The organism is Streptomyces sp. NPDC002742, from assembly GCF_042888885.1.
Classification (GTDB): domain Bacteria; phylum Actinomycetota; class Actinomycetes; order Streptomycetales; family Streptomycetaceae; genus Streptomyces.
Genome location: NZ_JBIAQF010000002.1, coordinates 187663 through 212761, shown reverse-complemented (window position 1 = coordinate 212761; position 25099 = coordinate 187663). Strand labels below are relative to the sequence as shown.

Annotated in this window: 21 protein-coding genes; 1 reads left to right on the top strand and 20 read right to left on the bottom strand. The window is 71.7% G+C overall.

Annotated features, from left to right (window positions below):
• Window positions 1-136 precede the first annotated feature (136 nt).
• From ACFYW8_RS03665 to ACFYW8_RS03575, 19 genes are all read right to left on the bottom strand, one after another.
• Window positions 137-751, bottom strand: a complete 615-nt coding sequence (locus ACFYW8_RS03665) for a hypothetical protein (protein ID WP_389067240.1) — start codon at window positions 749-751, stop codon at window positions 137-139.
• 686 nt (window positions 752-1437) lie between these two features.
• Window positions 1438-1812 (bottom strand): winged helix-turn-helix domain-containing protein, encoded by a 375-nt coding sequence (locus ACFYW8_RS03660; protein WP_389067236.1) that lies wholly within the window; start codon window positions 1810-1812, stop codon window positions 1438-1440.
• On the bottom strand, window positions 1809-2639 hold the full coding sequence (locus ACFYW8_RS03655; RefSeq protein WP_389067233.1) for a hypothetical protein: 831 nt from the start codon (window positions 2637-2639) through the stop codon (window positions 1809-1811). The genes ACFYW8_RS03660 and ACFYW8_RS03655 overlap by 4 nt, the downstream gene beginning before the upstream one ends.
• Before the next feature lie 212 nt (window positions 2640-2851).
• Window positions 2852-4252, bottom strand: coding sequence for an ABC1 kinase family protein (locus tag ACFYW8_RS03650; protein WP_389067228.1), 1401 nt, complete (start codon window positions 4250-4252; stop codon window positions 2852-2854).
• A complete protein-coding gene (locus tag ACFYW8_RS03645) occupies window positions 4249-6492 on the bottom strand; it encodes an anthranilate synthase component I (protein ID WP_389067224.1) in 2244 nt (747 codons plus the stop codon). The genes ACFYW8_RS03650 and ACFYW8_RS03645 overlap by 4 nt, the downstream gene beginning before the upstream one ends.
• Before the next feature lie 116 nt (window positions 6493-6608).
• A complete protein-coding gene (pcaB, locus tag ACFYW8_RS03640; protein WP_389067221.1) occupies window positions 6609-8045 on the bottom strand; it encodes a 3-carboxy-cis,cis-muconate cycloisomerase in 1437 nt (478 codons plus the stop codon).
• On the bottom strand, window positions 8042-10069 hold the full coding sequence (locus tag ACFYW8_RS03635; protein ID WP_389067218.1) for an FAD/NAD(P)-binding protein: 2028 nt from the start codon (window positions 10067-10069) through the stop codon (window positions 8042-8044). Before ACFYW8_RS03635 ends, pcaB begins: the two co-directional genes overlap by 4 nt.
• A 94-nt stretch (window positions 10070-10163) precedes the next feature.
• Window positions 10164-11306: an acyl-CoA dehydrogenase family protein gene (locus ACFYW8_RS03630; protein ID WP_389067215.1), complete on the bottom strand. Its 1143-nt coding sequence runs from the start codon at window positions 11304-11306 to the stop codon at window positions 10164-10166.
• Entirely contained in the window at window positions 11299-11799 is a 501-nt protein-coding gene (locus ACFYW8_RS03625) for a PaaI family thioesterase (RefSeq protein ID WP_389067211.1), read from the bottom strand. The genes ACFYW8_RS03630 and ACFYW8_RS03625 overlap by 8 nt, the downstream gene beginning before the upstream one ends.
• A 242-nt stretch (window positions 11800-12041) precedes the next feature.
• Window positions 12042-13166 (bottom strand): ferritin-like domain-containing protein, encoded by a 1125-nt coding sequence (locus ACFYW8_RS03620; protein ID WP_389067208.1) that lies wholly within the window; start codon window positions 13164-13166, stop codon window positions 12042-12044.
• On the bottom strand, window positions 13163-14677 hold the full coding sequence (locus tag ACFYW8_RS03615; RefSeq protein WP_389067204.1) for a class I adenylate-forming enzyme family protein: 1515 nt from the start codon (window positions 14675-14677) through the stop codon (window positions 13163-13165). Before ACFYW8_RS03615 ends, ACFYW8_RS03620 begins: the two co-directional genes overlap by 4 nt.
• Window position 14678: 1 nt before the next feature.
• A complete protein-coding gene (locus tag ACFYW8_RS03610; protein ID WP_389067200.1) occupies window positions 14679-14930 on the bottom strand; it encodes an acyl carrier protein in 252 nt (83 codons plus the stop codon).
• Entirely contained in the window at window positions 14927-15937 is a 1011-nt protein-coding gene (locus ACFYW8_RS03605; RefSeq protein ID WP_389067196.1) for a hypothetical protein, read from the bottom strand. Before ACFYW8_RS03605 ends, ACFYW8_RS03610 begins: the two co-directional genes overlap by 4 nt.
• Window positions 15934-16191, bottom strand: coding sequence for an acyl carrier protein (locus ACFYW8_RS03600; protein ID WP_389067190.1), 258 nt, complete (start codon window positions 16189-16191; stop codon window positions 15934-15936). Before ACFYW8_RS03600 ends, ACFYW8_RS03605 begins: the two co-directional genes overlap by 4 nt.
• Window positions 16188-17858: an AMP-binding protein gene (locus tag ACFYW8_RS03595; protein WP_389067185.1), complete on the bottom strand. Its 1671-nt coding sequence runs from the start codon at window positions 17856-17858 to the stop codon at window positions 16188-16190. The genes ACFYW8_RS03600 and ACFYW8_RS03595 overlap by 4 nt, the downstream gene beginning before the upstream one ends.
• A 5-nt stretch (window positions 17859-17863) precedes the next feature.
• On the bottom strand, window positions 17864-19462 hold the full coding sequence (locus ACFYW8_RS03590; RefSeq protein ID WP_389067181.1) for a class I adenylate-forming enzyme family protein: 1599 nt from the start codon (window positions 19460-19462) through the stop codon (window positions 17864-17866).
• A gap of 245 nt (window positions 19463-19707) precedes the next feature.
• Window positions 19708-20595 carry an alpha/beta fold hydrolase gene (locus tag ACFYW8_RS03585; RefSeq protein WP_389067177.1) on the bottom strand — a complete coding sequence of 296 codons (888 nt, stop codon included), beginning with the start codon at window positions 20593-20595 and terminating at the stop codon, window positions 19708-19710.
• Between the two features lie 275 nt (window positions 20596-20870).
• Window positions 20871-22121, bottom strand: a complete 1251-nt coding sequence (locus tag ACFYW8_RS03580) for a 3-deoxy-7-phosphoheptulonate synthase (protein WP_389067173.1) — start codon at window positions 22119-22121, stop codon at window positions 20871-20873.
• Window positions 22122-22276: 155 nt separating this feature from the next.
• Complete coding sequence (locus tag ACFYW8_RS03575) at window positions 22277-22813, bottom strand: 4'-phosphopantetheinyl transferase (RefSeq protein ID WP_389067169.1); 537 nt, start codon at window positions 22811-22813, stop codon at window positions 22277-22279.
• A 320-nt stretch (window positions 22814-23133) separates the two neighbouring features.
• Between ACFYW8_RS03575 and ACFYW8_RS03570 the strand changes: the two genes are divergently transcribed.
• Window positions 23134-23637 carry an SRPBCC family protein gene (locus ACFYW8_RS03570; RefSeq protein WP_389067164.1) on the top strand — a complete coding sequence of 168 codons (504 nt, stop codon included), beginning with the start codon at window positions 23134-23136 and terminating at the stop codon, window positions 23635-23637.
• On the opposite strand, the gene ACFYW8_RS03565 is transcribed toward ACFYW8_RS03570, so the two are convergent.
• Complete coding sequence (locus ACFYW8_RS03565) at window positions 23614-24105, bottom strand: RNA polymerase sigma factor (RefSeq protein ID WP_389068127.1); 492 nt, start codon at window positions 24103-24105, stop codon at window positions 23614-23616. The two genes, ACFYW8_RS03570 and ACFYW8_RS03565, sit on opposite strands and share 24 nt — an antisense overlap.
• Between the last annotated feature and the right edge of the window lie 994 nt (window positions 24106-25099).

Sequence of the window (25099 nt, the reverse complement as noted above, 5' to 3'; positions counted from 1 at the left end):
GGTCCGGCAGGTCGCCGACCCGTCAGGGGTGATGCGAGCGGATCGGCTCGCTCGGCGCTCGTTCGGCGATGTACGGACGGGTCGTCCAGGGGGCGGCGCGTTGTCCGGACGGTGCCCCGGATTCACCGCTTTCGGTTCAGCCCTCCCACCGGGAGTCGAGCGCGATGGCCTGCAGCCGGTCGAGCGTGAGCGGGGGCTGCGGCCGCGTCACCGGTCCGCCCTCGATGTAGGAGTTCACTTCCTGGATGATGACCCGGCGCCCGTCGGGGTGAAGGGTGTCGACCAGCCACACCACGGCCGAGCCGCCCTTCTCGGATGCCCGCTCGGCCCGCTTCACCTGGGTGCCATCGGCCAGGGTCAGTGCCTGGCACTCGATGTACTCGCCGTCGCAGCCCATGCGCCCGGCGAGGACGTCGCCCATGTCGTTCTGGACGTTCACCCCGATCATGCTCTTTCCGTGGCCGTCGTCCCAGACCAGTGCGGCGTAGCCTTCCTGGCTCTGCTCGTCGGAGATCTTCCCGCCCTTGGGCAGCAGGGACTTCAGCACCCGGATCATCTGGCGGCCGGACAGCGAAGCGCCCGAGCCGGAGAGCGCGGTGGACGGGGCCGAGGCGCCGGCGTTGCCGCCGGCGGTCCGCGGTGCGGCGGCGGAGGCCTGCGCCGCCGCACCGAGCCCGAGGGCCAGGACGAGGCCGGCGGCGACGGCCACGCGGCGGCCCGGACGACGGCGTGCGGGGGTGTTCCTGTTCATGTTGTGGCTTCCTTCTCCGGTCCGAACGCGGGTGTTCTCCACGTCGCGGGACGGCGGGTGTTGTGGGGTGCCGATCGCCGCCCGGGCACAGGGATGTCCCGGTGCACAGGCGGAAGGTGGATGGTGTCGTGCCGTCGGCGGGGCGGTCGTGCCGCCTCGGCCGGTGCGACACCCACAGCTTCCAGGACGCCGGGAACCCCCGACAACAGCCGCCGCACATCTGGGACGGTGGGACCATCCCACCCCTGTTGACCTGCGGAAACAGGGGGACCCTGGGATGCCGTCCTGGGACGTGGAGACGACGCGCGCCGCGTCGGCCGGCCATCGGACACGGCCGACGTCGCTCGTCGGCTGCTTCTTCAGGAAGCCGAACTCGACCCGGTCGGCTTCGCGGGCTCGCCGCTCGTCGGTCTCCGCGTTGTCGTCGGCGGTGGTGACCGGGGACCCGGCCGACGGGGCTGCGGTACCGGTAGCGGGGCAGCCCCTTGCTGTCGCGGCCGGCGCAGGTCGCCCGGTGAACGCACGAAAGCACGAACGCACGGTCGCCGCGTGCCACGGCCGTCCCGGATGCACGGGTCGGCCGCGGGCGACAGGAGACTCCGGCGGCTGTTTCCCCGCCGGCCGGCTCGACCGGCGTAGTCGCGGGTCACCGACATGGCACCTCACCCGCTCCCCCGAAGCGGTGATCACGCGTCCGGTGTGCCGGGCACGGGACGGGGAGCCTCAAGGCGTAGCACGAGTGCACGTAGGGCCCGGAGTTCGGCGTCCAGGGCCTGCGCGCCTTCACGGGTGAGGGTTACCCATGTTCGGGGGCGTCGACCGGCGTAGCCCTTCTCCACGTTGATCATTCCGGACTCCTCCAGCACCTTCAGGTGCCGGGAGAGATTTCCGTCGGTGACGGCCAGTTGCTTCTTCAGGAAGCCGAACTCGACCCGGTCGGCTTCGCGGGCGACGGTGAGGATGCCGAGCCGTACGCGCTGGTGCACGGTGTCGTCCAGCGCCTGGGTGGGATGCGGTTCCTCTTGGTCGTCCTGCGTAGCGGTCGAGTCTGCGACGCTCATGAGGCGACGGTACCCGCGACCGCGACACCTGGCGCGCCCCGGCGGCGGACCGCTGTCCACTCGCACAGACCGGCGAGGAGCAGGACGGCGGCGAGCAGAAGGGCTTTGGCCTGCGGTCCGTCGGACCAGCCGGGGTGGGCGGAGTGCTGCCAGGGAAGCCATCCACTGCCCCAGGAGGCTCCCAGGTACCCCGTGAGCAGCAGGGCGTGAGCGGTGCCGGCCGCCGCGGCGATCCAACTGCGTTCGGCGATTCCGAGGGCGAGGAGTCCGATGCCGACCAGGTACCACGGGGAGGCGTAGCTGTTCTCCAGCAGCACGGCCTCCCACGGCTGGTCCTTGCCGAACAGCAGCGCCACCAGAGCTGTCGTGATCACAGCGGTGGATACGACGGTCACGCGCACCCACATACCGCGCCGGGGGACGACACCCCGGGCCTCGCCGCGCAGGCGATACCAGCGGGCGAGGACGAACCATGCGAGCGGGAGGAGCGCGAACCACACGCCCCATGCCGCGAAGCGCAGGACGGCTCCGTCGAACTCGCCTTTGAGGCAGGGGGTTCCTGGTTCGTGGACGACGCACAGGCCGGTCAGCTCGGCGTGGGCAAAGGCCGGATAGGACCCGATGTAGCGCCCGTGCGCTCCGAAGTTGAAGGCGTACCGGGCGACCGGAACGGCCGCGAGCGCGAGGAGCCCGAAGCCGAGGAGCGAAGTCCATGCTCCGTTGGTCTGCGTGCGGGTCCTCGCCCGGAGGCCTTCCGTCGCTGCCAGCAAGGCGGCTGCGGCCGCCCTCGGTTCCGGTCCCGCGCTGCTCGGTGTGGATGTTCCCATCTGTCCCCCTTGTGGCCGGCGCTTTGGCAGCGCCCGTGGACGGACCGTCAGACGGTCCCTCGCCGAGCATCAACTTTGCGATGCAAAGTACATGGCAGTCTAGAGTAACCGCCGAGCGCGTCGTTCAGTTGACAGCCACACGCCCCCGCGAGTCATGCCGGATCACGAGCGCCGAGCCTGGCAGCAACCCGTCCCGGGCCGCAGAGGAACTCTCACGGTTGTCTTCTTCGCGGTTCCGCGACGGGACTGCCGGCCTCCGGGCCGGCGAAGCCGGGCAGCCAGCGGAGGGCCTCGGCTCGGAACGGGATCTCGCACTCCAGTTGGCACAGCACCGCGGTGGCGGCGCCGATGACGCGGTTCACCAGGACGTACGACGGTGGAAGGTTGAAGCGGCGCACCAGGCCTCCCTCGCGCCAGTCGAAGGACTGCACCACTTCCTCGCGGAGCCATGCGCGGGTGAAGCGGTATGTCTCGGCGGCCGACGGGGTCGCGACGGGGAGCAGGAGGGAGGCGAGGGCGGCGTGGTCGGCTGGAGCGGCGGACCTGATGAAGCCCTCCTGGACCAGGAGGTCCTGGGCCGCCGCCCAGTCGCCCTGGTGCACCAGGCGGTTCAGGTTGCCCAGGGCGGGTGGGAAGCCTTCCGGCAGGTGCTTGACGGCGCCGAAGTCGATGACGCCGAGCCGTCCGTCGTCGAGCCGCCGGAAGTTGCCCGGGTGCGGGTCCGCGTGGAGATGTCCGGCGCGCTCGGGCCCGGAGAACAGGAAGCGCGCGTACCGGAGCCCCGTCTCGTCGCGCTCGGCCTGCGACCCCTCCCGGATCACGGTGGCGAAAGGGGTACCGTCCATCCACTCGGTGACGAGCACCCGCTCGGTGAAGGTCACCACGTCGGGGACCAGGACGTCCATGTCCGAGCGGTAGGCATCGGCGAACGCCTGCTGCGCAGCGGCCTCCAGGCGGTAGTCCAGTTCCTCCGTGACCCGCTCCCGCAGCTCGCCCACCATCGGTTCGACGTCCAGCCCCGGAGCGGCCACGGAGAACAGCCGGATCAGACGGCCGAGTCGGGCGTAGTCGCCGAGCAGCGCCTCCGCGGCTCCGGGATACTGGATCTTCACGGCGACCGCCCGGCCGTCCTCCCACACCGCCCTGTGCACCTGTCCGATCGAGGCGGCCGCGGCGGGCATGTCGTCGAAGGACACGAACCGTGTGCGCCAGTCCTTCCCCAGCTCGGCCTCCAGTACCGCGTGGACGCGTGCGGCAGGCAGGGCAGGCGCCGCCTCCTGGAGCAGCGTCAGGGCCGCCCGGTAGGGGCCGATCGCCTCCGCGGGCAGCGCCGCCTCGTACACGGACAGCATCTGGCCGAACTTCATGGCGCCGCCCTTGAGTTCACCGAGCACGCGGAAGAGGTGCCGACCGGTCCTGCGCTGGAGTTCGGCGGTGACGAGGTCGTCCGGCTGACCGAGGAGGCGCCTGCCGATGCGCAGCGCCGAGCGGCCGGCGAAGCCGAGCGGCAGCCCGGCGAGGCGGGCGTTGCGGACGAAGGGGGAGCGCGGGATGTCACGGGCGGGCGGCCTGTCACCGCCGCCCTTGTCCCCGCCCTCCTCGTACCCGGTCAACGGGCGTTCCTCGCGGTCGTGACGGCCGAGGGGGCCCGGGTGAGACCGGTGACGGCGTTGGCGATCAGCGTGTGTCCGGCGCCCTCCCCCATCGTCATGATCGACTCCGGATGGAACTGGACCGCCGCTATGGGCAGTTCGCGGTGCTCGATGGCCATGACCGTCCCATCGGCGGTGCGGGCCGTCACGTCCAGCACGCCGGGCAGTGAGCGGGGTTCGGCGTACAGCGAGTGGTAGCGCCCGGCCTCGAAGCGCGCGGGCAGGTTCTTGAAGAGCGTCCCGCCGCCGTCGGTGACCTCGATGGACGAGGGTTTGCCGTGCACGGGCCGCCGCAGTCTGCCGAGCGTTCCGCCGAAGTGCTCCACCAGCCCCTGCAGTCCCAGGCAGACGCCGAACACGGGCAAGGCACGCGTCAGTGCCGCGTCGATGAGTTCCGACATACGAAAGTCCGCCGGGCGTCCCGGCCCCGGTGACAGCACGAGCAGGTCCGGTGCCAAGGTGTCGAGCAGCTCGGCCGGAAACCCGGCACGGTAGGTGACGACCTCCGCGCCGGTCTGCCGGAGGTAGTCGGCGAGTGTGTGGACGAAGGAGTCCTGGTGGTCGACCAGGAGCACGCGACAGGGGTCGCCGCCGTCCGCGGCGGTCTCGGCGTCAGGGATGACCGGCCGGTACGGGGAAGCGCCGGGCGCGGGCACCGGCACGCCGGGCGCCGGATTCGCGTCCTCCACGGCGTCGAGCAGTGCGAGTGCCTTGAGCAGGGTCTCGCTCTCCTCCGCCACCGGATCGGAGTCGTACAGCAGCGTGGCTCCAGCCCGCACGGTGGCGACCCCGTCCCGTATCTGGACGGTGCGCAGCGTGAGTGCCGTCTCCAGGCCGCCGTCGAATCCGATGCGCCCGACGGCGCCGCCGTACCAGCGCCGCGGGCTGCGTTCGTGCTCCTCGATGAACGCCATGGCCGCGCGCTTGGGCGCACCCGTCACGGTGACGGCCCACATGTGACTGAGGAAGGCGTCGAGGGCGTCGCGGTCGGGGCGCAGCCGGCCCCGGACGTGGTCGACGGTGTGGATCAGCCGTGAGTACAACTCGATCTGACGGCGGGCAAGGAGCTCGACGCTGCCCGGAAGGCAGACGCGGGCCTTGTCGTTGCGGTCGACGTCCGTGCACATCGTGAGTTCCGACTCCTCCTTGCGCGAGTCGAGCAGCGTACGGATCTGCTCGGCGTCCTCCAGAGGTCCTCGGCCGCGCGCGATGGTGCCGCTGATCGGGCAGGACTCGACGGTGCCGGCCACGGGGTCGACCCGGACGAACATCTCGGGTGAGGCTCCGACGAGGTGCTCGCCGCCCGCGAGGTTCATGAGCAGCCCGTACGGTGCGGGGTTGCGTGTCCGCAGTCTGCGGAAGATCTCGGACGGCGGTGACTGGGCGGGGCGGTGGAAGCTCTGGCCCGGGACGGCCTCGAACATCTCACCGTCGTGGAAGCGCCGCCGGGCGCGGCGGACCAGTTGCGCGTACGCGCCCGGTGCGTGGTCGCGGTATACGGCCGGCTCGGCCGGCGGCCCGTACGGGGCGGGGGGCGTGGCGCGGTCGAGTCCGGCGGTGGAGCGGCCGGCGTAGCAGAAGTCGTAGGAGTACCGCACCGCGATGCCGAGTCGCCGGTCGATCCGCAGGATGCGGTCCGGGAGGTGCAGTGCCATGGTGCGGTCGCGGGGAGCGCGGTCCTGGTGCAGGGGTACGGGATCGAACCGCAGGACCAGGTCGTAACCGAAGGCCCCGTACAGCCCCCACAGGTCGTCGTCCGGGCTGGCGAACCCGGCGACGAGAGTGCGCAGCAGGGTCAGGACGGAGGGGCGTCGTGTCCGGTCCTCCTCCGCGATCAGCTGGTCACCACCGCCGATGTCGACGGTGATCAGTCCCGCACCCGGGTCCCACCGCGCGTCCTGCGGGACGAGGACGGCGGCGAGGGCCGGCAGCAGCACCCGGCCGCGCTCGTTCAGCGCGCGTACCTCCACGCTGTCCTGGACGGCCGTCACCTCCACGGGAGGGTCCGCGTGCGCGAGGTCGAAAGGCCGGTAGCGTCCGGGCTGTTCGGAACGGCCCGAGAGCAGCAGACCTCTGCGCAGATCGAGGGCGCTCTCCAGACGACCGAGTTCCGCTTCGGCCGGCGGAAGGGCGAGCGGCTCCGCGGTACGGGTCACCTCCACGCCGATCGGGGTCGTCCACCGCTGGATCGTTGCCGTCATCGTGGGGCCCTTCTGCATCGGTTTCGGTGGCGGATTCGGTGGTGGGTTCCGGTGGCGGATTCGGTGGTGGCATTCGGTGGCAGCGGTCGCGTCGGTCCCGCGGCGCGCCGCCGGACTCAGCCGCCCGCACGGGTGGTGCGGAAACGGGTGACGACCCGGTCGACCAGCAGCCCCGCCGCCCCGGTGTACTGCTCGGGGTCGCACAGAGCCCGCAGGGACCCGGGACTGTGCCGTCCGGTCAGCTCGGGGGCTTCGGCGAGTACGTCCGCCAGGTGCCGTCCGCTGGTCGCCGCCAGCGCGGATGCCCGGCCGACCAACGCCTTGGCCGGAGCCCTGCCCAGCTCGGACGAGAGGACGGCAGCGAGCCGTTCGGAGACCACCAGGCCGCCGGTGAGGGCCAGGTTGGCGCGCATCCGGTCGGCGTGGACGATGAGTCCTTCCGCCAGTTCCGCCGCGGTGTGGGCGGCTCCGCCGGCCAGCCTGAGACACTCGCGCAGAGGCCACCATTCCGCATGCCAGGCACCCGCGGGGCGCTCGTCGTCGACCACCGCCGCCTGCGCGAGGCCGCTCACAAGTCCCGGGATCTGGTAGGCGGCCGAGCGGATCAGGGCGGCGAGGGCCGGGTTGCGCTTGTGCGGCATGGCCGACGACGCCCCGTGCCCCTCGGCGCCCGGTTCGGTGACCTCCCCGGTCTCGGTACGGGACAGCAGCTGGACGTCCGTCGCGAAGGTGCCGAGCCCGGCGGTGGTGAGGGACAGCGCTCCGGCGAGGTCCGCGAGGGGGGTCCGCACGGTGTGCCAGGGGACGGCGGGTTCCGCCAGGCCGAGTTCGGCGGCGACGGCGGCGGGCAGCCGCCGCACGCGGTCCTCCGCTCCGCCCGGTCCCACCGGTCCCTGGATGCGGGCGTAGGCGAGGTATCCGGCCATCGTGCCCGCCGCGCCGCCCAGTTGGACGGGGAGCCCGCCCTCGTGTATCGCGCTCAGTCGCTCCTCGGCGTCCAGGACGGCCTGGAGCCAGCCGGCGGCTTTCAGGCCGAACGTGGTGGGGACGGCGTGCTGGCCGAGGGTGCGCGCGGCCGCCGGTGTGTCGCGGTGGCGTTCGGCCAGGGCGGCCAGAGCGGTGGCGGTGCGGTCGAGGTCGGTGAGGATGAGGGACACGGTGCGGGCGGCCACCAGCATGAGGGCGGTGTCGAGAACGTCCTGACTGGTGGAGCCCTGATGGACGTAGTGCGCGGCCTCGGGGTCCTTCTGCGCCACGGTGTCGGCGAGCATCCGTACCAGGGCGACCACCGGATTGGCCGCCGCCCGCGCGCGCAACGCCACCTCCCTGACGTCGAAGTGCTCGGCTCGCGCGGCGGCGGAGATGGCCGCGGCCGCCGACGCGGGTACCGTGCCCAGCCCGGCCTGGGCCCGCGCCAGAGCGGCTTCCGCGTCGAGCATGGCCTGGAGGCACGCGGTGTCAGTGGTCGCCGTCTCCGCCGGGCTACCGGCCCGTACGGGTGAGAGGAGGCCACTGTCCTGGACGGCCTCGGACATGACGTGTGCGATGCTCATCGGGCCTCCTGAACGGTGCGGGTCTGCGTGTTCGCCCGGACGCGGGTCTGCGTGCCGGGGCGGGCCAGAGCCTTGGTGCCCGGACGGGCCGTCGTGGCCAGGGCGAGCAGGGCCGTCGCGATCGCGTCCGAGTCGCCGAGTGTCACGGAGTTCACTCCGGGCCGGATGCCCGCGGCGGTCACCCAGTGCACGCCCTCGGTCGGGACGCCGTAGGCGAAGCGGCGCGGGTGCGCGCGGCCGTCCGCGGACACCAGGTGGTAGGGACGGCCGGTGACCGCGAGGCCGCCCGTCTCGTAACTGTCGTGCTCGGGGCCATGGACCGTGAAGGCGGCGCATCCGCCCGTCGCGGCGAGGTGCCGCAACAGCGGGTCGGTGGTGAGCCGCAGGCCGTGTTCGGGCAGCCTGGCCTCCACCAGCGTGGTCACTTCGACGCGCGATCCGGGTACCTCGGCGGAGTCGACGGCGAAGGCGCCGGCCCCTTCGTCGGCGTACACGCGCATGCCCGGCCCCAGGACGGTCAGGACGCCGGCCTCCATGAGGGCCGCCATCTGCTCGATACGGCCGGCCGGCGGGCCGATGGACAGGAAGGCGTTGAGCGGGGTGTACCAGCGTTCGAGATCGTCGCGGTGAGAACGGCCGGTGAGGCCGCCGTGGTCGACGACGATCCGGATCTCGTTGCGCAGGTCCCGCAGCACGTCGAGGGCCGCCTTGAACGGGCCGTCGAGATTGCCCGCCGCGGACTCCTCCACGTCCTTGCGCAGTGCGTCCAGCAGCCAGTCCTGGTAGTCGTCGGCGTCGTGGAAGGAACGGTCGCCGTACGGACGGGCGACGAGCTCCCAGTCCCATCGGTCCTGCGGGGTGATCCCGAACTCGTCCAGGACTTCGGCCTCTTCGGCCGATCGCCAGGGCAGGCCGAGCGTGCGTTCCTGGAACCGGCGCGCCTCGCAGAGGCATGCCCGCCGGGTGAGCCGGGCCGCGTAGAAGACGGTCTCGACCTCCTTGGCGACCAGCGGCCACAGGTCGCGTACGAAGTCGAGTCCGCCGCGGTCCGCGGTGCCGCGCAGCTCCGCCAGCTTCTCGGAGGTGAGCACCCGGGGGCGGTGGCGGCCGTGCGCGCCCTTCTGGTTACGGCCGCGGGAGAGATACGGGACTCCGCGCCGTGAGCCGGCGAACAGTCTCGGTTCACGGCCCGAGGGGTGATAGACGAGCGGAGCCGCCTCCGTTTCTCCGGTCCGCTCGAACGTTCCTCCCCGGCCGAGGGTGAACAGCGCCAGGTGGTCGAAGAAGTTGAGGCCGAGACCGCGCAGGGCGACTGCCTCGCCCGGTCCTACGGACGTGAGGTCGAGGTCGGCGGGATTGGCCGGGCGCACGTACCTCAGCCCGTGGTCCGCCGCGAACGAGGACAGCCACTCCTGCGACTCGTCCGCGCGCACCGGCAGATGCCCCTGCGCCATGACCACGGCGTCGAGGCCGCCGATGCGGGTGCCGTTCGCGAGCGTGACGCTCTGCCGTCCGTCCGACTCGTCGTGCAGCCGGACCGCGCGCATCGGGTGGACGACGACGCGGACATGGGGCGGCGCGGTACGGACCACGCGGCGGAAGACCCACTCCAGGTAGTGACCGTAGAGAGCACGCGTCGGATAGGAGTCGGGGGTCAGGTCACGGGCCTCGGCGAGCACTTGGTCGTCGTAGCCGATGTCGTTCCAGCGCTCCCGCGGCTCGTCCATGAGCGTGAGGTGATGCGCCCATTCATGGAGGCTCGGACCCGGCGCGAGGTCGCCCGCCATCTCCACGCTCGCGTCGGTGAACAGCGTCACCTGCGAGGCCACCGTGTTCATGAGCAGGTGGTGGGACTGGCCGGTGCGCCAGACGCGGCCCGAGCCGGGGCGGCATGGGTCCGCGAGGTGCACCACGACCGCGGTGTGTGCGGCTCGCCCGCGGGCGGTGGCGCAGAGCCGCTCGAGCACCGAGAGGCCGCGGGGTCCGGCCCCGATGATGCAGACCTCGAGCTGTCTGTCGCTCACGGAAGGTCTCCGTTCCGGTGGGGAGTTGGGTGAGGGTTCGTGCGCGCGGCGGCGGCGGTCACGGCTGCCGGCTGCCGGCTGCCGGCTGCCGGGTTCAGACACCGAGGCTGCGGCCGATGACCTCTTTCATGATTTCGTTGGTACCGCCGTAGATCGGGTGCACCCGGTTGTCGACGAAAGCCCTGGCCACGGGCGTCTCCCTCATATAGCCGTAGCCGCCGTGCAGTTGGACGCAGCGGTCGAGGACCCGCCGCTGGACGTCGGTGGCCCACCACTTGGCCTTTGCCGCGTCCACCGCGTCGAGCCGACCCGCGTTGTGCTCGGCCACGGCCCGGTCGACGTAGGTGCGCGTGACGTCCAACTCGGTCGCCATCTCCGCCAGTTCGAAGCGCACATGCTGGAAGGCGCCGATGGGCTGCCCGAACGCGGTGCGGTTCCGGCAGTACGCCAGGGTCTGTTCGAACGCGGTCTCGGCGGCAGCCACGGCGTACGCGGCGATACCCAGCCGCTCCTGCGGGAGATGGTCCGCCAGGTGGAGGAAGGCACGGCCCGGACGGCCCAGGAGGTTGGCGGCCGGCACCCGGACACGGTCGAAGAACAGCTCCGCCGTGTCCTGCGCCGCCATGCCGATCTTCTCCAGCTTGCGGCCGCGCTCGAAGCCCGGCATGCCCCGCTCGACGACCAGAAGACTCAGTCCCCGCGCGCCTCGGTGCGCTTCGGTCCTGGCCACCACGATCACCAGGTCCGCGTGGATTCCGTTGGTGATGAACGTCTTGGCGCCGTCGAGGACGTAGTCGTCCCCGTCGCGGTGCGCGGTGGTGCGCAGGGCCTGCAGATCGCTGCCGGCGTCCGGTTCGGTCATCGCGATGGCGCTGATCAGTTCGCCCGAGCAGAAGCCGGGCAGCCAGCGCCGCTTCTGCTCCTCGGTGGCCAGGGCCAGGAAGTAGGGGGCGACCACGTCGTTGTGGAGCGCGAAGCCGACGCCGGTGGCGCCGACGCGCATGATCTCCTCGCTGATGATGACCTGGTAACGGAAGTCCCGGACGCCCCCGCCGCCGTACTCCTGCGGCACGTCCATGCCGAGGAGCCCGAGCTTTCCCGCACTGCGCCACACATCGCGGTCGACGAGTCCGTCGCGCTCCCACGCGTCATGGCGGGGCACGATCTCCCGCTCGACGAAGTCACGTACCAGGGCACGGAAGTCCCGGTGCTCCGTGGCCAGTTCACTCTCACGCATCACGCGCTCCCCTGCGGTGGATGATCTGCTCGACGGTGCCCGTGCACGCGCGGCGGCCGTCCTGGGTGAAGCGGACCTCGGCGACGGCGAGACGGGTCGAGCAACCGGTCAGCTCGGTCTCCACGCGGACGGGGCCCGGAATGAGCGGTGCGTGGTAGTCGACGGAGAGCCGGGCGGTCAGGAAGCCCGACTCGTCCGGGAGGGCGGACAGCATCACCAGTCCCGCGAAGTGGTCGACGAGGCAGGCGATCCAGCCGCCGAACACGACACCCGGGGTGAGAGTGAGCGCGGCGTCGAACTCCGTCTCGCAGGTGATCAGGCCCGGCAGCCAGCTCGTCGCGGGCGGCAGAGCGAGGGTGGACGCGGCCGGAGGGCCGGGCACGGTGCCGTCGGCCAGACCGGCCAGCATGCGACGGCCTCGGGTGTCCGCGTCGGCCGGTGCCAGACCGCGGAGCCGGTTCTGCCGCACGGCGGGCAGGGTGGTTTCGGGCATGACGACTTCTCTTCTTCCGGGGTCTTTGTGGACGGGAGCCGGTCATCGGCCCGTCGACGAGCCCACGCCGCTCGAACGAAGAAGGGAGCAGGCGAGGGTGAGGGGCCGTCCAGGCCGGTACGGGGTCCGGGCGCGTGCCCCGCGAGGGGCCCGCGGCATCGCCGGACGCCGCCGGACAAAGGGGTGGACCCGCCGCCGCCCCCGAGTGCGGGGGATGAACTCCGGCACGGCGGCGGGCCGGTTCAGGAGGCGATGGTGCCGTTCGCGGCGCCGCCGCCGAGATCGACGACCGACTGGATGTCGCGCCGACGTCCCTCCATCTCACGCCGGGTCAGCGCGTCGACGGCCGCCTTGTCGTCGAGTTCCCGCAATGCCGCCTCGTCGATGTCCTGGAAGCCGAGGACGCCCATCTTCCGCAGCCCTTCCTGCACCCGCGGGCCGAACATGCCGATCTCCTTGAGGCCCGGCACGATCCGCATGAAGACGAGGCGGCGGAACTCGCGCTTGGCCGGCGAGCGGCGGGAGGCCTCGATCGCCTCCGCGCCGTAGCCGAGGGTGTTCCAGATGTCGTCGTCGACGTACCGGTCGCGCAGCGCCCAGCAGCCTTCGATGACGAACTCCTCGCGCTCCCGCAGCTCCGGCTCGGACAGCTGCGGGTAGTACGCGCGCAACAGCAGCCGCCCGAAGGCGACATGGCGGGCCTCGTCCCGGGCCACGTAGGCGCTGAAGGCACGGGCCAGCGGGTCCTTCAGCCGCTCGCGGTGCACGCCGAAGGTGGCGAGGCCCATGTTCTCGACGAGGATGTGCGCGGCCAGCACGCCGAAGTCCCATCGCGGTTCGCGCATGGCATGCTCGAACATGGCGGCTATCGACGGCGAAAGCCCGTACCGCAGGCCGATCTTGGTGTGCAGGAAGCGGTTGAAGCCCTCGACGTGGCGGGCCTCGTCCATCAGCTGGGTGGCCGCGTACAGCTTGGAGTCCAGGTCGCTCACGGTGAGCAGGATCTTGCCCACGGCGATGAGGGCGGCCTGCTCGGAGTGGAGGAACTGCGAGTACAGCCAGCCGCTGCTGTGTCTGCGGACGGTGCGCCGCTCGCCCTCGGGCAGCCGGTCCCAGAGCTTGGAGCCGGCGATGGAGATGAAGTCGTCCGGCAGACCGAGCGGATCGTCCGGGTCCACTTCGTGGTCCCAGTCGAGGCGCTCGTCCATGTCCCACTGCCGCTGCTTGCCCTGTTTGTACAGTCGGACCATCTTGTCGTTGCGCCGGTCGTAGTCCCACTGGATGACGGCGTCGCCGTACACCGGGACGGCCCACTCGCCGGCCAGGGCGGTCAGCACCTCAGGACGTGTGTAGTCGGTCGTGGTCATGCGGTCTGCTCCCTGTCGACGATGATCTCGCTCGCCCTTTCCCGCAGTCGAGCGCGCAGCACCTTGCCCGCCGGGTTGCGGGGGATGCTCTCCACGGGCAGGAAATGGCTGGGCCTCTTGTAGGGGGCCAGCCCGTCGACGCACCGGCCGAGCAGATCCGATTCGTCGAACCGCTCGGGCGACACCGGCTGGACGAAGGCCACCGGCGTCTGTCCCCACAGGCGCGAGGGCAGCGGTACGACGACGACGTCGGCGACGTCCGGTGACTGCCGCAGCACATGCTCGATCTCGGCCGGATAGACGTTCTGGCCGCCGCGCAGGATCAGGTCGTTGCGCCGGTCGACGACCCAGACCCGGCCGTCCGCGTCGAGGCAGCCGAGGTCACGTGTGCCCAGCCGGCCGCCGCGCAGCACGTCGGCGGTGGCCTCCGGGTTCTTCCAGTACGACTGCATCAGACCGTCGCCGGCCACCTGGATCTCGCCGATGACCCCGGTGGGGACGTCCCGGCCCTCACCGTCGATGATCCGCAGTCCGACGCCGAGCATCGGCAGGCCGACGCAGACCGCGCCGGGGACCGGGGGCTCGCCCACGGCGGTGTGCGGGCGCAAGGTGAGGACCGGACCGCCGCCCTCGGTGATCCCGAAGATCGTCTGGAGGTCGGCGCCGAGCAGCTCGTGTGCCTGCCGCGCCAGTTCCTCGGGCATCGGCGCGGCCCCGTGCAGGAGCAGCCGGAGCTTCGTCAGGTCGGTGCCGGCCAGGCCCTTCGCCTCCAGGAGCAGCCGGACCATGGACGGCACGAGGAAGGCCTGCTCGACCTCCCAGCGCTGGAGGGCGGCCAGACAGCCCTGCGGAGTGAACCGGTCCAGCACGCAGACCGTGCCGCCCGCGGCGAGATGGTCGAGGGCGATGACGACACTGCCGTGGAACAGGGGCCCGGCGTTGAGGAACACGGTGCCCGGCCGCGGCCCCACGTCCGCCAGCCAGGACAGCGCGTTGACCTGTAGGGAACGCTGGTCCACGACGACGCCCTTGGCCCGGCCCGTGGTCGCCGAAGTGTGCAGGATCAGCACCGGATCGGTCGGGCCGCCGCCCTCTGCCCGTACGGACTCCGGCTCCTCGTCAGGCAGTGCGGCGACGTCCGCGATGTCCATCAGGGGCAGCCCGGGAAACAGATCACCGAGGCGTGCGACGAAGCCGGCCTCGACGACCGCCGCGGACGGCTCCACGGACTCCACGATCGCGCCGAGCTCCGGGTCGGTGAGTGCCGGGTTGACCGGCACCGCCACCATGCCCGCCGCCGCACAGGCCACGTAGGTTTCGAGGACCTCGACCCGGTTGCCGCTCAGCACGAGAACACGGCTTCCCGGCAGGATGTCGTGCCGCAACCGGGACGCCAGCGCCCGCACATCACGGTCGAGCCGGCGCCAGCTGACGTCACGGCGGCTGTCGCGCAGGGCGAGGGCCTCGGGGTCGCGGTCGAGTCCGCGCCGCACGATGTGGGTGAGCCACATGTCAGCGCACCCCCGCCCCGATCAGCCCGGCGACCGCGCGGACCGAGGTGAGGCCGAGGAGTTCCTCGTCGTCCAGGGGCCTGCCGAGCCGGTCCTCCAGGTTCAGCGCGAGCCGGATCAATTCGCCGGATCCGACCCCCGCCGCGGCGAAGTCGTCGTCGTCACCGATGCGGTCGACCAGGGCCGGGTGTTCCAGGCTGTCCCGTACGAGGGAACGGGCGTCGTTCCCTGCGGGCGAACGGGCGTCGTTCATGAGTCCCTCCGCGGGCGGGCGCCGACGCCGACCATGGCCCAGTACGGGGCCGGTTCGCCGTCGAAGTAGACGAGGGGCTGGGCGCTGTCGGTACGACAGGGCAGCAGCCGGTTGAAGCGGCTTCCGAAGCAGGCGGCGGCGAACTCCGGTGACCGGGCGACGCCTCGCTCGTCCCCGACGGTGGCGACGAAGGCGAATACCGGGTCGAGCGACTTGTGCGCACCGTCCTCGACGACGTCGCACCACGCGTGGTCGCTGCCGAACAGTCCGAGCAGATAACCGCGCCGGGCGGTCGCCTCGAGACCGGCCGCGCGCAGCCGGTCGGCGAGCAGTCGGGAGGCCACCACGCAGTCGGCGATGCCGAGTTCCCAGGCCCGGTGGTGGTCGGCGCGCAATGCTTCGGGGACGGTCTGGTAGGTGACGCGATGCGAGGCAAGCTCATCGACGACCTCGTTCCAGGCCGCGTGGATCCGCGGATCGCGCACCGTCTGGTCGGCACCGGTCAGGCGGATCGTCGCCTCGTAGCCGGACGCCCGCAGGGGGTCGTCGAAGGAGCCCGGTGAGAGCAGCTCCACTCCGGGGGCCGAGAGGTCGGGCACTCGGACGGACACGTCGGGGAGATGCGCGAGGGCCCCGGCTGGTACGCCCCCCGCCGTGCGCGACGGGTGGACGCCGATCTCCCACTCCCGCGGCGCGTACCAGCTCGCGCGCGGGGAGGCCGCGAAGCGCATCAGGAAGCGCAGTCCGAGCTCGGGCACGGTCTGACCGGTGCCGCAGAACATGCCGACGTTCATGAGGTCGTCGTAGTCGAACAGGGGGCCGCGTTCGGGATCGACCAGGTGCGGCAGTCCCTCGTCCGCGAGTCCGACGACCTGCGCCGGGTGGGCGCGCAGCGCCTGGGCGGCGGTCTTCACGTCCGTGTCGTAGCGGCCGATGTGCCGGGGCACGGCCGTGAACCGGCCGAGCGCTCCGAGCAGCGCGTCGGGGGCGGCGGTCTCCACCGTCATACGGAGCTTCCCTCCCGTGCCAGGGAGGCCACGAACTCGGCGAGTTCACGCACCGAGGCGGTCTCGAAGAGGAAGTCGTCGGGGATGACGACTTCGCACTCGTCCTCGATCTCCGTGATCGCCCGCAGCGCCTTGACGGACTCGATGCCCGGGACGGCGGAGAGGGGCTTGTCGGCGTCGATGGCGGCGGAGTCGACGCCGGCCTGCGTGGCCAGGGCCCGTACGACGATTGCGAGGGTGTCGGTGACGCTCATGTGTACTGTCCTTCCGGGGCGGTGGGGGCGGTGCCGGTGTGCCGGCGGTACAGGTCGGCCGCGCCGGAGCGCTTGACCTTGCCGGAGCTGGTGAACGGCAGGGTCTGCGGAGAGACCGCGACGGTCTCGACGGCGCCCAGGCCGAGTTGTTCGGCAAGCCGTGTGCGGATGGCCTGCCCGAGGGCGGCGGCCGCGTCCGCGTCGAGCTTCGTCTCCCAGATCACGACCATCCGTTCGTCGCCGTCGGCGTCCCAGGCGAAGGCCGCGCAGTGACGTCGGTCCACTCCGGGCGTGGACTTGACGATCTCCTCGACGTCCTCGGCGTAGTAGTTCTGGCCACGCACGATCGCCATGGCCTTGAGCCGGCCCATGACGTACAGCTCGCCGTCGTGGAGGAATCCGATGTCGCCGGTGCGCAGCATCCCGTCGGGTGTGAACGGCTGCTGTTCGGCGGGCAGTCCGAGGTATCCGGAGGTGACGGGTGCACCGCCGATCTGCACCTCGCCCACGGTGTCCTGGTCGAACGGCCTGCCCTCGGCGTCACCGATCCTGACGTCGAGGCCCGCCACCGGTGGGCCGCACGAGACGAGACGGCGCGCCGGGAGTCCCTCGGGGGCCTTCCTGACGGGGTCACCGACGGACAGGCCCGCACGCTCCACCAGGAGGCTGCGGTACGCCGACTGCGGTATGCCGGTGCTGACGATGAGCGTGGCCTCCGCGAGCCCGTAGTTGGGCTGCACCACCTGCGGCCGCAGCCCGTACGGCTCGAACGTCCGCTGGAACGCCTGCAGACTGCTGCGCCGCACCGGCTCGGAGCCGTTGCCGCCGTACCGCCAGGCGGAGAGGTCGAGGTCGTCGGGGATGCCCTTGGCCGCGGCCGCTATCAGGTAGTCGTAGAAGAAGTTCGGCGCGGGCAGGATCGTGGAGCGGGACGCCGCGAACTCGCTGAGCCACCGCATGGGCCGCCGTACGAAGTCGCCGGGCTGCCACAGGGTCGTGGTCGTGCCCTGGCGCAGCGAGGCGAGCATCGTGAACAGGCCCATGTCGTGGAAGAGGGGCAGCCACTGGCCGAGGCTGTCCGCGGCGCTCCATCGAGTGCCGTCGTCGATCGCGTCGAGACCCGCGGAGACGTTGTCCTGGGTGACCACGACGCCCTTGGGCGCCGAGGTGCTGCCCGAGGTGTACTGGATGACCGCGGGGGACGAGCCGTCGCCGCGTACGGGCGGCAGGTCCTCGTAGTGGTGCGGCGGCTCGGCGATGTCGATGAACGGCACGTGCGGTACGGCCGCGGCGACCCGGGAGACGATACGGCCGCCGAGGCTGCCGTCCACGAGCATCGCGTCCAGCGAGGCGTCCGCCGCGATCCGCCGGACGTGCGCGGCGTAGGCGTCCGCGCCGCCGAAGGCCACGGGCAGGGCCAGCGGCACGGCGGCCGCGTCGAGCCGGAACGCCGCGAGCAGTCCGCGCACCCAGGGCTCGCCGTTGGCCATGAGCAGGCCCACGCGGCGCGGCGCGCGGCCCGCGCGGGCGGCCGACAGCGCGCCCGCGGTGCGTTCGGCCCGGTCGAGCAGCGCGAGACCCGAGACCGGTTCGTCCTGGCGGGACGGTGTGCGCAGCCAGGTGTCCCGGTGGAGGGAGCGGGAGAGTTCGTCCCAGAGAGCGACCACGACGGTCAGTCCTCCTTCCCGGACGGAGCGGTGCGCTGGATGCGGCCCGCGAGCTTGCGCCGGAGCACCGATCTGCGGACCTTGTAGGAACCGGTGACGGGCATCGCCTCCCACTCCCAGAAGCGCACCTGGAGGTCGGGGAGACCTGCTTCGGCGGCGACGGCCCGGAACCGCTCGGGGTCGGGTGCGGTACCCGGGCGCGGGCAGGCCACGGCGAAGACGGAGCTGTCGTCCTCGGACTTGACGAGGACCAGCTCGACGAGCTCGGGCAACGCCTCCAGGAGGTGGTCCTCCTTCTCCAGCAGGCTGCCGACACCGTCGACGTGTTCGACGATGCGGTCGAGGAGTTCCAGCGAGCCGTCGTCGAGCTGCCGGCCGATGTCGCCCATGGGCCACCAGGAGTCGTCCGGCGGCATGGGGTCGCCGCCCACGTAGCCGCGCATCCGGCCCGGGGAGCGGGTCTCGATGAAGCCGGGTGTGTTCGCCGGCTGCGGCGTGCCGAGCTCGTCGACGATGCGGATCTCCATGCCGCCGCCGGGGTGCCCGACGTTGCGCGGCGAGTACTCCGCGGACTCCTCCCGGGTCACGATGCGCAGGCAGATGGGACCGGATTCGGTCTGACCGTACGCCTGGAAGTAGTGGGCGCCGGGATGCTCCGAGGAGTTCAGCAGGGCTCGCACGGTACGCGGGTGCATCGCGTCGAAGGTGCTGATGAACCGCTCCACGCGCTGGAAGGGGCGGTCGGGGTCGGCGGCGAGGGACTCCCACTGGATGTAGACGTTCGGGTGGGTCTCCACCGAGGTGGGCCGGTGTTCCAGCATCAGCCGCTTGACGTTCGCCGGGTCGGGGTCGGCGATGGCCAGGGCGGGCATCGCGGTCTCCAGGGAGGCAAGCGTGCCGGCGCAGGTACGGGCGTGCACGAAGGAGAGGTGCTTGGCGTTCAGGTCGGTCGGCGCGTACTGGTCCCGGAAGATCATGATCATCGGGGCGACCATGCCGAACAGTGAACGGGTGGAGTGCGCGGCCATCTTCGGGGCGCCTGTGGTGCCGGAGGAGTGGGTGATGACGAACCAGTCGTCCTCGTCACGGGGGTTGGTATGGTGCGCCGCCCGCTCCTGCAGCGGCACCACCCAGGGCTCGGCCGTCTCGTCCAGACACAGGACGTTGCGGGTCAGCAGCCCGAGCGCGTGCCGCGACTCGGCGAGCCGTGACAGGCCCAGGGAGTCGACGACGAGGTAGGGCTGATCCAGGCGCGCGAAGCATTCGAGCAGTTCGCCGGTCTCCATGCCGGAGGAGAGCAGGGCGGGGAGCGCGCCGATCTTCCCGAGGCCGCACATCACGCCCTCGACCTCGATGTGGTTGCGCTGGACCACGGCCACGACGTCTCCCCGGCGGATCCCCGCCGCCCAGAAGCGGTCGGCGTAGTCGTCGACGGCGTGGGCGAAGTCGGCGACCGTGCGCACCGGACGGCCGTAGGTACGCCACGGCGTGTCCGACAGGAACGGTGTCTCGGGGTGCTTCTCCGCAGCGACGGCCGGAAGGAGCCCGAGAGATGCGGTGGGCTGGGGTATCTCGTCGAGATTGAGTGCGGACACGTCGGGCATGTGTATTCCCTCTGCTCGGCCTGGCGAATGCTGGTCTGACACCTGCTGCGGGCAGCACGAAACGCGCCCTGCTGCGGGCATGTGCGTGCGGGGGGAGTGGCGCGGATGCCACCGGCTGGCAGGAAGCATCCGACACCAGAGAAGAGGCGGCACCCCGCCGGTGCACTCCATCGGGTCCCGGAATTCTTCGGACGGATGTTTCACCCCGGGTCAGCGGCCCCGGGGACCCGATGGACGCGCCCGGCTCAGCGGCCCCGGGAGAAGAGGTCGCGCGCGGTCTTCGCCACGAGGTCGGGGCGCTCCTCGTGCAGGTAGTGCCCGCAGCCGCCCACGATCTGCACGCTCAGGTCGTCGGCGTGGCCCTCGGCGCCGGTGAGCACGCCCGGCGGCAGCATGAAGTCCCGCTCCCCCGCGAGGATCACGGTCGGCGTGGTGAGGCGCTGCTTCTTGTAGCGGCCGAGAAGCAGCTTGGCGATGTCCCGCATCGCGAAGGCGCGATGGAGTGCCTCCCCGGCCCGTGCCCGGCGGGGCTCCTGGCTGGAGCGGACGAACTCGTTCATGGCCGCCGGTGTCCACACCGCCTTCTCGACCACGCCCCTGCGCATCAGATAGCGGGTGAAGCCGGGCCGATGGCGCAGCAACCAGCGGCCGAGCAGCGGCTGTTCGAGCAGGGCGGTGTACCAGAAGCGCCAGGACTGCGGCATGAGCCGGCGGTGCAGCGGCCAGGGGTGCATCATGTTCAGGGCGAGGTAGTGGCTGAACCGCTCGGGGGCCCGCACACACAGGTGGAATCCGGTCCAGGCGCCCCAGTCGTGTCCGATCAGCCGGGCTTTTTCCAGGCCCATTTCGTCCATGAGCGCCAGGATGTCGGCGACCCGGCTGTCGGTGTCGTAGCCCTTCGCGGGCGCGTCTGACCAGCCGAAGCCGCGCTGGTCCACACAGATCAGCCGGTAGTCGGCGGACAGCTCGGGGATGAGCCGCCGCCAGCCGTACCAGTGCTGGGGAAATCCGTGCAGCAGGATCACCGGGTCCCCCTCCCCCGCCTCGGCGGTGTGCAGCCGCACCCCCCGTACCGATACGAAGCCGTGCCGCACGGCGACCGGTTCGGGCAGGGGCGGCATCTCGTTCTCCATGGAAACTCCTGATGGTCCGACGTCTCTGTCGGCCTGTCAGGAGGAGGCCGGTGGGCCAAAGGTTCCCAGCGGGTGTCGGAACGTCCGCCGTGTTTCCCTTCTTCCTGACGCGGCGGCGACGCAACGCGGCCGGCCGGCACGAAGAACCGCGTCCGCGGCCCGTGGCGGAGCATGGTCCCGGACACGCCGATGCCGCCGGACCTCTCGGGGCCGGCGGCATCGGCGGTCTTCGGGCTGTGTGTCGCGCGTGACCGTGCCGGGGTCCGTACGGGCGTTCAGCCCTGCCCGCACAACCGGGCCGTCAGGGCGGCCAGTTCGGCTGTCTGGGCTCCGTTGAGCCGTGGGTCGCAGGCCGTCTCGTACCGCAGCGGCAGGTCTGCCTCTTCGACCCCCACGCGCCCGCCGACGCACTCGGTGACATCCGCCGGGGTGGCCTCCAGATGGATTCCGCCCGGCCAGCCCCTCGCCGCGCGGACCGCGGCGAAGAAGCCGCCGACCTCGGCGCCCACCGTGTCGACATGCCGGGTCTTGTGGCCCGTACCGCTGGAATACGTGTTGCCGTGCATGGGGTCGCAGAGCCACACCACCGGGTGGCCGAGCCGGGCCACCCGGTCCACCAGAGGGGGCAGGGCCGTCCGCACGCGGTCCGCCCCCATCCGTGAGATGAGGACCAGCCGCCCCGGCTCGTGGCCCGGGTCGAGCCTGGCGCACAGCTCCGCAAGGCGCTCCGGGTCCGTTCCGGGGCCGATCTTGACGCCGACCGGGTTGGTCAGTCCGGACAGGAACCGCACGTGCGCACCGTCCGGTTCACAGGTGCGCGCGCCGATCCAGGGCAGATGGGTGGACGTCAGGCACACGGCGCCGCTCAGCGGGTCGCGCCGGACCAGGGGCTCCTCGTAGTCGAGCAGCAGGGCCTCGTGGCTGGTCCACACGGCGGGGGTGCCGTCCGGGGCCGGATCGGGCGGGGGCATACCCGACTCGGCGAGTTCGCGCAGCAGAGCGAGTACGTCACGGGCGTGCGCGTGCCCGTCGAGCAGCCGCAGGGCATCGGGGACGCGGGCGGAGGGGTCGGGTTCCGGGCTGTTCACCAAGTGACCGCGGAACGAGGGGATGTCGTGACCGCCGACCCGCTCGGTGGGAGAGGAGCGGGGCTTGGCGTACTGCCCGGCGATGCGTCCGACGGGGATCACGGGCCGCCGCAGGGTGTGGCCGATCGTCCTGGCCGTGGTGTGCAGCAGGTCGACCCGCGCCGCCACCCCCGCGAAGGTCGGGGCCTCGAACGTCTCCGCGCAGTCACCGAGTTGGACCACGAAGGCGTCGGCGTACGCGGCGCGGGCGAGTGCCCGGCGCAGGGCGAGGATCTCCCGCGGCCGTACGAGCGGCGCGGTGCCCGCCAGACGCGCGCGGACTCGGCGCAGCAGCGCCGGGTCCGGCCAGTCGGGCTGCTGGGCGGCCGGACGACCGCGCCAGTCCGCCGGCGTCCAGTCCGCCGGCCGGGCCGGTACGAGCAGAGGGGGTGCGTGCATGGTGGATCGGGCCTCCGTCATGAGGTGTTCTCTGCGGACGAGCGAGGGTGCGGGTGTTCCGCGGTGCCGAGCGGCCTCGACGCGGGTGTCCGTACGGTTCCGGGCGCGCGGCGCGCGGCAGCGGGGCCGAGTCGGTGCCCGGCGTGCGGCGCGGCTCAGTTCCGGGGAACGGCCCAGCACAGAACGCCCTGCGGAAGTTCCCGCGCGCTCACGTGCACCAGTGGTCCGGGCTGCCGGTTGGCCCGCGCGAGGTAGCCGTCGGCGTACGCCTCCAGCCGGATGTCGCGCAGCCCCCGCAGCCCGGGGCCGATGACCGGGCTGAGTGCTTTGAAGGCCGCCTCTTTCGCGGAATGCAGGACGTGCAGGCGCCTGGTCGCCGTGTCGGTGTCCCCGTCCCCGTTCAGCAGCTCCGTCTCGGGGCCGCGCAGCACCAGGTGGGCCGCTTCCAGGGGAAGGGCGGTCAGTTCGAGGTCGACGCCCAGGGTGTGGAACAGGTCCGACGGACCGGCCACGGCGACGGCGACTCCTCCGGAGTGGCTGATGGAAGCCGAGATACCGTCGGGCAGCAGTGGTCGGGGGCCGTCGCGGAGGACGGCGCCCGCGGTGAGCCCTGCGGCCCGCACGGCACGGTGCAGTGCGCTGCGGCCGGTCAGGAAGTCGGCTCTGCGACGCGGGGGCATCGTCAGGGACATGCGACGCTCCGCCGCCCGGACCGCGACAGGCGGCCCTTCGTGCATGAAGGCGACGGCAAAGCCCAGCCCCGGAATTCGTGGGCGGGAACAGGAAAGGGCACGCGGCAGCGCCGGGGGTTTCCCACTGAAGTGCACGGTTCTTTCTTCCCCATTCATGAGTACGGCCGGTCATGTACTCAGAGGTCGCGCGATGCCGAGACACTCCCTTTCCTCTTCAGGCGGCGAGAAGTCCGCGAATTCCCCGGAGGCCCTCGCGGACCTTGACTGTGCGGGGCAACGATGCGACTCTCTCCGCACCTCACACAAAGGGAGCACCAGCGATGACCGACGCTGCGCACAGCAGCTGGCCGGCGGTCGAACTCGATCCCGTGCGAAGGCTGAAGGTCATGGCGTCCGCCACGAAGCACCCGAACCTCGCCGAGCGGCACTTCAGCGTGCCCTTCGAGCAGTTGTGGGCCGTCGCCTCCGACCTTGAGCACGAACTCCCGCACATCGTGCCGGGATTGCGTTCCTTCACCCTCATCTCGCGGGACGGCGATCGATTGTCCGGCCGGGCGGTCGGCGCCCTCGGGTACCGCGAGCACTTCGAACTGGTCCTGCGCCCCGGCTGGTGCCTGATGCAGAGCAGGGTCCTGATCAGCGGTATGGCCGCGATGCCCGACGGGGACGGAAGCCGGTTCGCCTTCTTCAGCAGCCTGCGTCTGCCCGGCGGCCCGATCCTGAACCGGGTCCTGCGCCTGCGCCCGGCACACCGGAAGGGCAGGCTTCTCGACCGTCTGCAGCAGCGGGTGGAGGTCCGGTCAGTCCCAGGCGTCGCGGAATGACCTCCGGGCCCGGAAGAGCCGGGACCTGACCGTCCCCACCGGGACCGCGAGCAACCCCGCGACCTCCTGCTCGCTCAGACCCTCGACATGACGCAGCGTCAGCACGACTCGGTGCTCGGGGGCGAGCCTCTCCATCGCGTCGGCGATGTCCGAGGCGAGATGCAGGTCTTCGGCGATCGGCCCGTCCTCCCATTCCACCGGAACGGTGTTGCCCTGTCGGCGCTGCTTGGCGAACCTCACCGCCTCCCGGACCGCGATCTGGCGCACCCATCCGAGCAGCGCCGCGGGCGTCTTCAGCTGACGGAGGTTGCGGAAGACGGCGATGAGCGCCTCCTGCGCGGCGTCCGCCCCGTCCTGCAGGGCCACCGGGCCGCAGATCCGGCCGACGTACGGTGCGAGGATGCCGAGCAGCTCGTCCATGGCCAGGGCGTCTCCGCGCTGCGCCCGTTCCACCAGCCGGGCCAGCATTTCGAAGTCCCACCCGGCAGCGCGCACCCCCTCCGCTTCCGTCACCGTGACTCCCGCGCCGGCCGCGTCACACACCGAAAGAAAACGGAACTACGTCTTCCTATTGCGCGAGGAGAACCCTGGAACACGAATAACCGACCCCCGTCGATGACGAATTGAAATCCCCGCCCCCGTCGCAACACTAGCACCGGACACGGAATTTCGAACAGTCGCCCGGAAGCGCCTCCCGCGCAAAACGCATCGACTTACCCGGCGAATTGTCCGCATAGGAAAACCACGATGGTCCGGGACTATCCGTTGAAGCTCGAAATACCCTGCGCACGGGGCGGAGTCACAGCAGGTCGAGGCCTCCGAAAATCCCCTTCCCGGGATCACCCGGGACGCGGTCGGCGGACGATGCCCCGCCACCGCGTCGCCACTGTCTTGGATCCTCGTCGTCCGGTTGCCGAGGAGGCGGGGGCGGGCCGGGATCGCCCGTCGCCGCGAACCCCCTCCACACCGGGCGCGTGCGGGCGAAGAGGTCGGCGGCCTCTCCCGGTGGGTGCTCCCCCGGTGTCCGCTCCGCGAGCGGAGTGTCCGGAGTACCGGAGACCATGGGGCCGCCGAGGCCGTGACAGCAGCCGACCGCCCCGAACGCGGGCGCCGGCCCGCGCGGTTGGCAGGCGTACGCGGTTCCGTCCACCCCGGTCCGCACCCGCGGCAACCACACGGCCGGCATCCGGCACAGCCGGTCGGAGTCGGCGTGCTCGTGGGGCCGCTCCGTGTCAGCGCCCGGTTCTTCCGCATGCTCCATCCGTCCCCGCATCCCGCCTCGCCAGGCCGGCGCGCCGGGGCACAGCTCCCTCGGCATGTGCGTGCTCCTCAGCCTTTCGGTGAGTGTCGCGGGGGGGCGGGGCGGGGCGCCCCCCCCGGGCCGCCCCCCCGACCCGCAGAGGGCCGGCCGGGGGGCCACACAACCCCCCGCGCCCGCGGGCGTGGGGCCCCCTTGGGGGGC

Bases quoted from the DNA above. Each gene is read 5' to 3' on its own strand.
- ACFYW8_RS03665 (WP_389067240.1), bottom strand. From the start codon at position 751: ATGAACAGGAACACCCCCGCACGCCGTCGTCCGGGCCGCCGCGTGGCC.
- ACFYW8_RS03660 (WP_389067236.1), bottom strand. From the start codon at position 1,812: ATGAGCGTCGCAGACTCGACCGCTACGCAGGACGACCAAGAGGAACCG.
- ACFYW8_RS03655 (WP_389067233.1), bottom strand. From the start codon at position 2,639: ATGGGAACATCCACACCGAGCAGCGCGGGACCGGAACCGAGGGCGGCC.
- ACFYW8_RS03645 (WP_389067224.1), bottom strand. From the start codon at position 6,492: ATGACGGCAACGATCCAGCGGTGGACGACCCCGATCGGCGTGGAGGTG.
- pcaB (WP_389067221.1), bottom strand. From the start codon at position 8,045: ATGAGCATCGCACACGTCATGTCCGAGGCCGTCCAGGACAGTGGCCTC.
- ACFYW8_RS03630 (WP_389067215.1), bottom strand. From the start codon at position 11,306: ATGCGTGAGAGTGAACTGGCCACGGAGCACCGGGACTTCCGTGCCCTG.
- ACFYW8_RS03625 (WP_389067211.1), bottom strand. From the start codon at position 11,799: ATGCCCGAAACCACCCTGCCCGCCGTGCGGCAGAACCGGCTCCGCGGT.
- ACFYW8_RS03620 (WP_389067208.1), bottom strand. From the start codon at position 13,166: ATGACCACGACCGACTACACACGTCCTGAGGTGCTGACCGCCCTGGCC.
- ACFYW8_RS03615 (WP_389067204.1), bottom strand. From the start codon at position 14,677: ATGTGGCTCACCCACATCGTGCGGCGCGGACTCGACCGCGACCCCGAG.
- ACFYW8_RS03610 (WP_389067200.1), bottom strand. From the start codon at position 14,930: ATGAACGACGCCCGTTCGCCCGCAGGGAACGACGCCCGTTCCCTCGTA.
- ACFYW8_RS03605 (WP_389067196.1), bottom strand. From the start codon at position 15,937: ATGACGGTGGAGACCGCCGCCCCCGACGCGCTGCTCGGAGCGCTCGGC.
- ACFYW8_RS03600 (WP_389067190.1), bottom strand. From the start codon at position 16,191: ATGAGCGTCACCGACACCCTCGCAATCGTCGTACGGGCCCTGGCCACG.
- ACFYW8_RS03590 (WP_389067181.1), bottom strand. From the start codon at position 19,462: ATGCCCGACGTGTCCGCACTCAATCTCGACGAGATACCCCAGCCCACC.
- ACFYW8_RS03585 (WP_389067177.1), bottom strand. From the start codon at position 20,595: ATGGAGAACGAGATGCCGCCCCTGCCCGAACCGGTCGCCGTGCGGCAC.
- ACFYW8_RS03580 (WP_389067173.1), bottom strand. From the start codon at position 22,121: ATGCACGCACCCCCTCTGCTCGTACCGGCCCGGCCGGCGGACTGGACG.
- ACFYW8_RS03575 (WP_389067169.1), bottom strand. From the start codon at position 22,813: ATGTCCCTGACGATGCCCCCGCGTCGCAGAGCCGACTTCCTGACCGGC.
- ACFYW8_RS03570 (WP_389067164.1), top strand. From the start codon at position 23,134: ATGACCGACGCTGCGCACAGCAGCTGGCCGGCGGTCGAACTCGATCCC.
- ACFYW8_RS03565 (WP_389068127.1), bottom strand. From the start codon at position 24,105: ATGCTGGCCCGGCTGGTGGAACGGGCGCAGCGCGGAGACGCCCTGGCC.